Genomic DNA, 10,221 nt, shown 5'->3' on the forward strand with positions numbered 1-10,221 from the left:
TGCTCGCGCAGTTCCCCGCGCCCCTTATAGGTGCGTGTTGAGTGCGGGCTGCAGGCAGGTGACGGGTCCGTTGTGGCTGGCGGCTCCAGGGGCGCCCCGTTAGGGGCGCGGGGAACTGCGCGACCAGCCACAACGGACCTGCAGCCGAGGAACGGACCCTAGTAACCCGCCCTCAAGCGGAGCGCTTACGCGTCGCCTCCCGCGGCACCCGGATCCGCCGCCGAAACATCCAGCAACTGATACCGATCAACGGCCTGCTTCAAGGCCGAGCGATCGACCTTCCCCTCGCGGGCGAGCTCCGTCAGGACCGCGACCACGATCGACTGGGCGTCGATGTGGAAGAAGCGGCGAGCTGCCCCGCGGGTGTCCGCGAAGCCGAAACCGTCCGCCCCCAGGGACTGGTACGTGCCGGGTACCCAGCGCGAGATCTGATCCGGAACCGATCGCATCCAGTCGGAGACCGCCACGAACGGACCCTCGGCGTCCGACAACTTGCGCGTCACATACGGAACTCGCTGCTCCTCCTCGGGGTGCAGAAGGTTGTGCTCCTCCACCTCCACGGCCTCGCGTCGCAGCTCGTTCCAGGAGGTCGCCGACCAGACGTCCGCCTTGACGTTCCAGTCCTCGGCGAGGATCTTCTGCGCCTCGACGGCCCACGGAACGGCGACACCGGACGCCATGATCTGCGCGGGAATGGAGCCCGAAGTGCCCGCCGAGAAGCGGTGGATGCCCTTGAGGATGCCCTCGACGTCAACGTTCTCCGGTTCGGACGGGTGCTGGATCGGCTCGTTGTAGACGGTGAGGTAGTAGAAGACGTCCTCGCCGTGCGGGTGCTCCTCGGAGGAGCCGTACATCCGGCGAAGCCCGTCCTTCACGATGTGCGCGATCTCGAAGCCGTAGGCCGGGTCGTACGCGACACAGCCCGGGTTCGTCGAGGCGAGCAACTGCGAGTGTCCGTCCGCGTGTTGCAGACCCTCACCGGTCAGCGTCGTACGGCCGGCGGTCGCACCCAGTACGAATCCGCGCGCCAACTGGTCGGCCATCTGCCAGAACTGGTCACCGGTGCGCTGGAAACCGAACATCGAGTAGAAGACGTACACCGGGATCAGCGGCTCACCGTGCGTCGCGTACGTCGAACCGGCCGCGATCAGCGAGGCCGTGCAGCCGGCTTCGGAGATGCCGTCGTGCAGCATCTGCCCGGTCGGCGACTCCTTGTAGGCGAGGAGCAGGTCGCGGTCGACCGCCTCGTACTGCTGGCCGAGCGGGTTGTAGATCTTCGCGCTCGGGAAGAACGAGTCCATGCCGAAGGTGCGGTACTCGTCCGGCGCGATCAGCACGAACCGCTTGCCGATCTCCTTGTCCCGCATGAGGTCCTTCAGCAGCCGTACGAACGCCATGGTCGTGGCGATCGATTGCTGGCCGGACCCCTTCTTCACGCTCGCGTACGTCTTGTCCTCGGGCAGCGTCAGCGGCTTCGAGCGCACGACGCGGGTCGGGACGTAACCGCCCAGGCCCTTGCGGCGGTCGTGCATGTACTGGATCTCCTCGGAGTTCGGGCCCGGGTGGTAGTACGGCGGCGGGCCCTCCTCCAGTTCCTTGTCGGAGATCGGCAGGTGGAGGCGGTCGCGGAAGCCCTTGAGGTCTGCGACCGTCAGCTTCTTCATCTGGTGCGTGGCGTTACGGCCCTCGAAGTTCGGGCCGAGCGTCCAGCCCTTGATCGTCTTGGCGAGGATCACTGTCGGCTGGCCCTTGTGGGCGCGGGCCGCCGAGTACGCCGCGAAGATCTTCCGGTGGTCGTGACCGCCGCGACCGAGATGCAGGATCTGGTCGTCGGTCATGTTCTCGACCATCGCGCGCAGCCGCTGGTCGTCACCGAAGAAGTGGTCGCGGATGTACGCGCCGGTCTCGGTGGCGTACGTCTGGAACTGACCGTCCGGCGTGGTGTTCATCTTGTTGACCAGCACACCGTCGCGGTCCTGGGCGAGCAGCGGGTCCCAGGTGCGGTCCCAGACCAGCTTGATCACATTCCAGCCGGCGCCCCGGAACTGGGACTCCAGCTCCTGGATGATCTTGCCGTTGCCGCGTACGGGCCCGTCGAGCCGCTGGAGGTTGCAGTTGACGACGAAGGTCAGGTTGTCCAGGCCCTCGCGCGCGGCGATGGACAGCTGGCCGAGCGACTCCGGCTCGTCCATCTCGCCGTCGCCGAGGAAGGCCCACACATGGGACTTGGAGGTGTCCGCGATGCCGCGGGCCTCCATGTAGCGGTTCATCCGCGCCTGGAAGATCGCGCCCAGCGGGCCGAGGCCCATGGAGACGGTCGGGAACTCCCAGAAGTCCGGCATCGAGCGGGGGTGCGGGTAGCTGGACAGGCCGTCCGGATACTTCGACTTCTCCTGGCGGAAGCCGTCGAGCTGCCGCTCGGAGAGGCGGTCCAGCATGAACGCGCGTGCGTAGATGCCCGGCGAGGCATGGCCCTGGAAGAAGACCTGGTCGCCGCCGTCGCCCTCGTCCTTGCCGCGGAAGAAGTGGTTGAAGCCCACGTCGTAGAGGGAGGCGGAAGAGGCGAAGGTGGCGATATGGCCGCCGACGCCGATGCCGGGGCGCTGGGCCCGCGAGACCATGACCGCGGCGTTCCAGCGGGTCGCGTTCAGGATCTTGCGCTCGATCTCCTCGTTGCCCGGGAAGAACGGCTCGTCCTTGGTGGCGATGGTGTTGACGTAGTCCGTGCTGCGCATCTCGGGCACGGCCACGCGCTTCTCGCGGGCCCGCTCGATCAGGCGCAACATCAGATACCGGGCTCGCTCCCGGCCGCGCTGGTCGACGGCGGCATCGAGGGAATCGAGCCACTCCTGGGTCTCTTCGGGGTCGAAGTCAGGTACCTGACTCGGAAGGCCGCCAATGATGATCGGGTTGCGATCGGGTCCGGAAGCCACGCTGTTCCTTCGCTTTCAGGGAGGCCGTTCTTCTCGGTTCTTCTTCTCGGCTCTGCTGGGTCGTTGCTCGGTGTTCTCGCCGCTGCCCTCGGGGTTCACACCGATCCCCATCGTGTACCTCGGGAACGGAAACGTCACCTCTACCGAGGGGTAACCGGGACGTTTACGTGGTTCCACGGGGACGGGCCCGGCAAATCGCAACGATACGCCCGACCCGTGACGCGGTCCGCAAAGTCATTCGAGTCCCGTACCCTCGAAGGGTTCCGAAATTCGCAAAGCGGGCAGATCGCTGTGGTGTGTGTCACCTGGAGCCGTGATTGGCTGTCTGGAGTTGCGGCGACACCGCCGGGATCGTCACCGTTTCGGCGGTCTCAACGGCCGGGTACTTGCGCGATCCGTCCCGCCCGTGTGGACTACGGCCAATGCTTCGCGCACGCGCGTGGCTTGAACCTTTACCAAACATGATCAGGAGGCAACCCGTGAGCGCGACCGCGGACCACGCGGAGGAGCGGACGAGCCTGGCCGCCAGGCTGGGATTCCAGCCCGAGCAGGTGGTCCAGGAGATCGGCTTCGACGACGACGTCGACCAGGAGCTCCGCGAGGCCATTGAGGAAGTGATCGGCAGCGAGCTCGTGGACGAGGAGTACGACGACGTCGCCGACGCCGTGGTGCTCTGGTTCCGTGACGACGACGGCGACCTGACGGATGCGCTGGTGGATGCCACCACGTACGTCGAAGAGGGCGGCGGCATTCTGCTGCTGACGCCGAAGACCGGCCGTGACGGCTACGTGGAGGCCAGCGACATCGCCGAAGCCGCGACGACCGCGGGGCTGTCCCAGACCAAGAGCATCAGCGTGGGCAAGGACTGGAGCGGCAGCCGCCTGGCTACGCCGAAGGCGGCCAAGTCCAAGAGGTGACGTTCTCGTCTTACCGGAGGGGCTCGCTTTTGCGGGCCCCTCCGGGCTTTGCGGGCTCGTTTTGGGTGCGGGTGTGTGGGGGAGGCGGGCAGTCGCAGGCTTTGGAAACCCCGTGATCGTAAGGTGGGCATGCCCGACTACCCCCCAGGAAGGGATGGCAGGACCATGGCGATCGAGGTCGGCGACAAGGCGCCGGACTTTGCGCTCAAGGACAACCACGGCGCCACCGTGAAGCTCTCCGACTTCCGCGGAGCCAAGAACGTAGTTCTGCTCTTCTACCCGTTCGCTTTCACCGGCGTGTGCACCGGAGAGCTCTGCGCCCTCCGCGACAACCTGCCGAAGTTCACCGACCGCGAGACCCAGCTGCTTGCCGTCTCCAACGACTCCATCCACACGCTGCGCGTCTTCGGCGAGCAGGAGGCCCTGGAGTACCCGCTGCTGTCCGACTTCTGGCCGCACGGCGAGGTCTCACGGGCGTACGGCGTCTTCGACGAGGACAAGGGCTGCGCGGTGCGCGGCACGTTCGTCATCGACAAGGACGGAGTCGTCCGCTGGACCGTCGTGAACGGTCTTCCGGACGCGCGTGACCTGAACGAGTACGTGAAAGCGCTGGACACTCTGTGATTCTTCGCCCGCAGGGCCTGCGTCAACAGGGAACCCCTCACTAGGATCGACACGTTGATCCGATACCAACGCACTACGGGGCTCCCCGCCCCTGGACACCAATGGGAGGACTCGTGGGAGTCAGCCTCAGCAAGGGCGGCAACGTATCGCTTTCGAAGGAGGCGCCGGGCCTTACCGCGGTCATCGTCGGTCTGGGGTGGGACGTCCGCACCACCACCGGCACCGACTTCGACCTTGATGCCAGCGCCATCCTGACCAACGCCGAGGGGAAGGTCAGCAGCGACGCCAACTTCGTGTTCTTCAACAACCTGAAGAGCCAGGACGGCTCGGTCGAGCACACCGGTGACAACCTCACCGGTGAGGGTGAGGGCGACGACGAGCAGATCAAGGTCAATCTCGCCGGCGTTCCGGCGGACGTGGAGAAGATCGTGTTCCCGGTCTCGATCTACGACGCCGAGAACCGCCAGCAGTCGTTCGGCCAGGTCCGCAACGCGTTCATCCGCGTCGTGAACCAGGCGGGCGGCGCGGAGATCGCGCGGTACGACCTCTCCGAGGACGCCTCGACGGAGACCGCCATGGTCTTCGGCGAGCTGTACCGTCACGGCGCGGAGTGGAAGTTCCGCGCCATCGGCCAGGGCTACGCCTCGGGCCTGCGCGGCATCGCGCAGGACTTCGGCGTCAACGTCTGAGCCTTTTCGGTTCCTGTTCGCAGAACAGGACCTGCCGCTTCACCTCCGTCCGGCGTCGCACACCACCAGTGCGGCGCCGGACGCGCTCGACAACTGAAGGCTTGACCGGGGAGGAACAGAAACATGGGCGTCACGCTCGCCAAGGGGGGCAATGTCTCCCTCTCCAAGGCCGCACCGAACCTCACGCAGGTGTTGATCGGGCTCGGCTGGGATGCACGCTCCACCACCGGAGCCCCGTTCGACCTCGATGCCAGCGCACTGCTGTGCAACTCGGGGCGGGTGCTCGGTGATGAGTGGTTCATCTTCTACAACCAGCTCAAGAGCCCGGACGGCTCGGTCGAGCACACCGGCGACAACCTCACCGGCGAGGGCGACGGCGACGACGAGTCGATCCTGATCGACCTCTCCAAGGTGCCGGCCAACGTCGACAAGATCATCTTCCCGGTCTCGATTCATGACGCCGACAATCGCGGCCAGACCTTCGGCCAGGTCAGCAACGCGTTCATCCGCGTCGTCAACCAGGCCGACGGTCAGGAACTGGCCCGCTACGACCTCTCCGAGGACGCCTCCACCGAGACCGCGATGATCTTCGGCGAGGTCTACCGATACGGCGCGGAATGGAAGTTCCGGGCCGTAGGACAGGGGTACGCGTCGGGGCTGCGGGGCATCGCTCTAGACTTCGGAGTCAATGTTTCGTAAAGCCGCGCGCGGCGCGGGGGAGACCCGTACACAGATGATTGGGTAGCCAGTGGTTCTGAAAACCTTCGGCTGGTCGTTCGCGGTCACCGCGCTCGGCCTGGTCGCAGCGGTGCTGTTCGGCGGATGGGGCGCGTTCGGGATCGTGCTGATCCTGTCCATCCTCGAGATCTCGCTGTCCTTCGACAACGCGGTGGTCAACGCCGGGATCCTGAAGAAGATGAATGCCTTCTGGCAGAAGATCTTCCTCACCGTCGGCATTCTGATCGCCGTCTTCGGAATGCGGCTCGTCTTCCCCGTGGTGATCGTGGCGGTCAGTGCCTCGCTCGGCCCCATTGAGGCCGTCGACCTGGCGTTGAACAACCCGGACCGCTACGAGGAGTTGGTGACCGACGCCCACCCGTCGATCGCGGCCTTCGGCGGGATGTTCCTCCTGATGATCTTCCTCGACTTCGTCTTCGAGGACCGTGAGATCAAGTGGCTGGGCAAGATCGAGCGTCCGCTGGCCAAGCTCGGCAAGGTCGACATGCTCTCGGCCTGCATCGCGCTGATCGTCCTGCTGGGCGTCGCGCTGACCTTCGCCAAGAACGCGCACCTGCACGCCGGGCACGCCGACAAGGCGGAGACAGTGCTGCTCTCCGGCGTCGCCGGTCTCATCACATACATGGTGGTGGGCGGTCTCTCCGGCTTCTTCGAGAATCGGCTCGAGGAATCGGAAGAGCGCGAGCACGAGGCCGAGGAGGAGGCCAAGAAGGCCGGGAAGCCGGTCTCCGCGGTGGCGATGGCCGGCAAGGCGGCCTTCTTCATGTTCCTCTACCTGGAGGTTCTGGACGCCTCGTTCTCCTTCGACGGTGTCATCGGCGCCTTCGCCATCACCAACGACATCGTGCTGATGGCCCTCGGCCTCGGTATCGGCGCCATGTACGTCCGGTCGCTCACCGTCTACCTGGTCCGCGAGGGCACGCTCGACGACTACGTCTACCTGGAGCACGGCGCGCACTACGCGATCGGCGCGCTCGCCGCGATCCTGCTGATCACCATCCAGTACGAGATCAACGAGATCATCACCGGTCTCATCGGCGTCGTCCTGATCGGCTGGTCCTTCTGGTCCTCGGTCCGCCGCAACCGCGCGCTGGCGGCCGCCGAGGGAAAAGCTGACGCCTCGGGCGACAAGGCAGAAGTCTCGTCCGGGGTGTGACACCCCTCCCGTTGAGGAACGCTCTGAGGCGGGGCGGCCACGAGGAAGTCCTCGTGGCCGCCCCGTCGTCGTATCTGTTGTATTCGTTGGTGTTCGCCGAGGTGAACAGCTAACCGTGGGGGTGGAATGAGCTTCTGGGACGGTCTGTGGCGTGGGGGACGATCGACGCAGTTCGATTCGGGGAGCGCGGCGACCAACGCCATCACGCTGACCAAGCGGAACCAGTCGGTCTCGCTCACCAAACAGGGCGCGGCCAACGGCAATCTGCGGATCAATCTGTCCTGGCGGATGCGCACGTCCGACATAGGCGGCGGTCGGCGCGGCAGCCTGCTTCGGCATCCGTTCCAGGCGTTCAAGCCCGAAGTGGTGCAGGCGCACACCGAGAGCATGGTCAACGTCGACCTCGACCTGGGGTGCCTGTACGAGCTGACGGACGGCACCAAGGGCGTCGTACAGCCGCTGGGCAGCTTCTACGGAGAGCTCAACGGACCGCCGTACGTGAAACTCAGCGGCGACGACCGCTTCGGCTCGGGCTCGGGCGAGACGATCTTCATCAACCTCGACCACCGCGAGCAGATCAAGCGGCTCCTGGTCTTCGTCTACATCTACGACCAGACCCCGGCCTTCGACCGTACGCACGCCATCGTGACCCTCTACCCCAGCAACGGCCCGCGGATCGAGGTCGGCCTCGACGAGCGCCACCCACAGGCCCGTTCCTGCGCGGTGGTCATGATCGAGAACGTCAAGAACGAGCTGGTTGTGCGGCGCGAGGTGAAGTTCGTGTACGGGTTCCAGGCGGAGCTGGACCGGCTGTACGGCTGGGGGCTGCAGTGGGGCCGCGGCTACAAAGCCAAGGCCGACCGCTGAGCCCCGTACGCCTGCAGCGGATGCCCCGGCCGAGTGGTGCTCACCGTCCGACGAACTGCGGCCCCTGCGGCGGCAGTTTGAACTCCGGGTCGGGGAGGGCCGGGACCGGGTGCGGATAGCCGTACGCGGGCTGGGCCGTCGCCGCGGCGGGCTGGGCCGGGGGGGCCGCCTGCGGGTAGGCGTACGAGGCCGGCTGCGGGTAGCCGTACGCCGGCTGGGTCGTGGACTCCGGGGGGTAGCCGTACGCGGGCTGCGCCGGCTGCTGGGGCAGACCGGAGGCGGCGGGCTGCTCGGGCGGCAGTGGCGCCGAGTTGCCGGCGGACTCGGGCTCGGAGTCGTCCACCATGATGCCGAAGTCGCTGGCCAGGCCCTCGATGCCGTTCGAATAGCCCTCGCCGAGCGCCCGGAACTTCCAGCCTTTCCCGCGCCGGTACAGCTCGCCGCAGATCAGCGCGGTCTCCTCGCCGGTCTCCGGCTTGATGTCGAAGTACGCCAGCGGCTCACCGTCGGCGACGGAGGCGTCGTACAGCAGGATCCGCAGGGCGGGTACGCGGTCGAAGGTGACGCCTTCCGCCGAGGCGACCAGCAGGATCCGCGTCACCGCGCTTTCGACGCCCGACAGATCCGACTGGATCGCGTCGGTGAGCCCCTCGGTGACCCGCTTCTTGCCGAGGCGCCAGACCTTGCCGGAGGGGTGGCGGGGCTGGTTGTAGAAGACGAAGTCCTCGTCGGATCGCACACGATCGTCGGGCCCGAGGAGCAGCGCCGAGGCGTCCACGTCGGGCACGCCCTGCCCCGGCGACCAGCGCAGCACGGACCGTACCGCCTTGGCGTCCAGCGGTACGTTCGACCCTTTCAGCATCGCGTGCGTCATGCGGTCATCCTGCCTTCTCGGTCCTGGTCACGACAACGCGGGTGCGCCACAACCCTTTCGGTGTGACGCTGGAGGACATGGTTGTGTTCGTGTGCGTTACCTGAATTTCATGCCCGGCGGGAACCTCGGACATGGATCTCTACGTACTATTACCGGCCACATATCGTCAGGCGTCTCAGCCGCCCCGGGGGAGTCACATGCGTCATTTCGGGCACATCGCTCCGGAGGTGCGGCAGCGCCTCTTCCATCAGGAACCCCGCGTCTTCACCGCGGAGTCCCCGGCCCAGACGCTCTCCGTGGCCCTCGGCGCCACGTTGTACAGCCCCGCGACCAGACCGAGGCTGGCCGAGGACATCGTGAAGCAGATCGGGCGCGGTGTGGTCTCGATGGTGCTGTGCCTGGAGGACTCCATAGACGACGCCGAGGTCGCGGGCGCCGAGGAGAACCTGGTCCGGCAGTTCGAGACGCTGGCCGACGGCTGCCCGGAGACCGAGCTGCCGCTGCTGTTCATCCGCGTTCGTACTCCGGAGCAGATACCGGACCTGGTCGAGCGGCTCGGTGACGCGGCCCGGCTGCTGTCCGGATTCGTACTGCCGAAGTTCACCGAGGAGCGGGGCGTGCCGTTCCTGGAGGCGCTCACCGCGGCCGAGGCCGCGAGCGGGCGGCGGCTGTTCGCCATGCCCGTCCTCGAATCGCCGGACCTGCTGTACCGCGAGTCGCGCGTGGAGACCCTGGCGGGCATCTTCCGGGCCGTCGACAAGTACCGCGACCGGGTCCTCGCGCTCAGGCTCGGCGTCACCGACTTCTGCTCCTCCTACGGGCTGCGCCGGGCGCCCGACATGACGGCGTACGACGTGCAGATCGTGGCCTCCGTGATCGCCGACGTGGTGAACGTCCTGGGGCGGGCCGACGGCACCGGATTCACGGTGACGGGCCCCGTGTGGGAGTACTTCCGGGTCCAGGAGCGCATGTTCAAGCCGCAACTGCGCCGCAGCCCCTTCACCCCGGAGGCCGAGGACCTGCGCAACGCGCTGATCGAGCACGACATGGACGGGCTGCTGCGCGAGATCTCTCTCGACCGGGCCAACGGACTGACCGGCAAGACCTGCATCCACCCCTCACACGTACTGCCCGTGCATGCTCTGTCGGTGGTCAGTCACGAGGAGTACAGCGACGCCCAGGACATACTGCGTCCGGAGCGTGGCGGCGGAGGCGTCATGCGGTCCGCGTACACAAACAAGATGAACGAGGTGAAGCCGCACCGCGCCTGGGCCGAGCGCACCCTGCAGCGCGCCGAGGTCTTCGGCGTCGCGAACGAGGACATCGGTTTTGTGGAGCTGCTCGCCGCGGGGCTGGCCGGCCAGACGTAGGGAATCGCCGAGGGGCTGCCCGGCCAGATACGGGGATCTGCCGTCGGCCAGAC

General features: G+C 66.7%; 9 protein-coding genes. 7 read left to right on the forward strand and 2 right to left on the reverse strand.

Annotation, left to right across the window (positions count from 1 at the left end):
• Positions 1 to 185 precede the first annotated feature (185 nt).
• Positions 186 to 2,933 carry a pyruvate dehydrogenase (acetyl-transferring), homodimeric type gene (aceE, locus tag ACQEVY_RS33355; protein WP_432953094.1) on the reverse strand — a complete coding sequence of 916 codons (2,748 nt, stop codon included), beginning with the start codon at positions 2,931 to 2,933 and terminating at the stop codon, positions 186 to 188.
• 479 nt (positions 2,934 to 3,412) lie between these two features.
• On the opposite strand from aceE, the gene ACQEVY_RS33360 reads away from it, so the two are divergent.
• The 6 genes from ACQEVY_RS33360 (at position 3,413) to ACQEVY_RS33385 (ending at position 7,924) form a co-directional block, all read left to right on the forward strand.
• Positions 3,413 to 3,850: a DUF3052 domain-containing protein gene (locus ACQEVY_RS33360; protein WP_328828268.1), complete on the forward strand. Its 438-nt coding sequence runs from the start codon at positions 3,413 to 3,415 to the stop codon at positions 3,848 to 3,850.
• 165 nt (positions 3,851 to 4,015) lie between these two features.
• Positions 4,016 to 4,474 carry a peroxiredoxin gene (locus ACQEVY_RS33365; RefSeq protein WP_328771961.1) on the forward strand — a complete coding sequence of 153 codons (459 nt, stop codon included), beginning with the start codon at positions 4,016 to 4,018 and terminating at the stop codon, positions 4,472 to 4,474.
• A gap of 113 nt (positions 4,475 to 4,587) precedes the next feature.
• Positions 4,588 to 5,163 (forward strand): TerD family protein, encoded by a 576-nt coding sequence (locus ACQEVY_RS33370; RefSeq protein ID WP_033320773.1) that lies wholly within the window; start codon positions 4,588 to 4,590, stop codon positions 5,161 to 5,163.
• Between the two features lie 123 nt (positions 5,164 to 5,286).
• On the forward strand, positions 5,287 to 5,862 hold the full coding sequence (locus ACQEVY_RS33375; protein ID WP_432953095.1) for a TerD family protein: 576 nt from the start codon (positions 5,287 to 5,289) through the stop codon (positions 5,860 to 5,862).
• Between the two features lie 49 nt (positions 5,863 to 5,911).
• Positions 5,912 to 7,057 carry a DUF475 domain-containing protein gene (locus ACQEVY_RS33380; protein ID WP_432953096.1) on the forward strand — a complete coding sequence of 382 codons (1,146 nt, stop codon included), beginning with the start codon at positions 5,912 to 5,914 and terminating at the stop codon, positions 7,055 to 7,057.
• 126 nt (positions 7,058 to 7,183) lie between these two features.
• On the forward strand, positions 7,184 to 7,924 hold the full coding sequence (locus ACQEVY_RS33385) for a TerD family protein (RefSeq protein ID WP_432953097.1): 741 nt from the start codon (positions 7,184 to 7,186) through the stop codon (positions 7,922 to 7,924).
• A 40-nt stretch (positions 7,925 to 7,964) separates the two neighbouring features.
• Here ACQEVY_RS33385 and ACQEVY_RS33390 read toward each other — a convergent pair whose 3' ends face one another.
• Positions 7,965 to 8,798 (reverse strand): TerD family protein, encoded by an 834-nt coding sequence (locus ACQEVY_RS33390; protein WP_432953098.1) that lies wholly within the window; start codon positions 8,796 to 8,798, stop codon positions 7,965 to 7,967.
• Positions 8,799 to 8,995: 197 nt separating this feature from the next.
• Here ACQEVY_RS33390 and ACQEVY_RS33395 point away from each other — a divergent pair, with 197 nt between their 5' ends.
• Entirely contained in the window at positions 8,996 to 10,168 is a 1,173-nt protein-coding gene (locus tag ACQEVY_RS33395) for an HpcH/HpaI aldolase/citrate lyase family protein (protein ID WP_432953099.1), read from the forward strand.
• The last annotated feature ends 53 nt before the right edge of the window (positions 10,169 to 10,221 follow it).

Origin of the sequence: Streptomyces sp. CA-288835, assembly GCF_050936385.1 — a bacterium.
Lineage (GTDB): Bacteria > Actinomycetota > Actinomycetes > Streptomycetales > Streptomycetaceae > Streptomyces.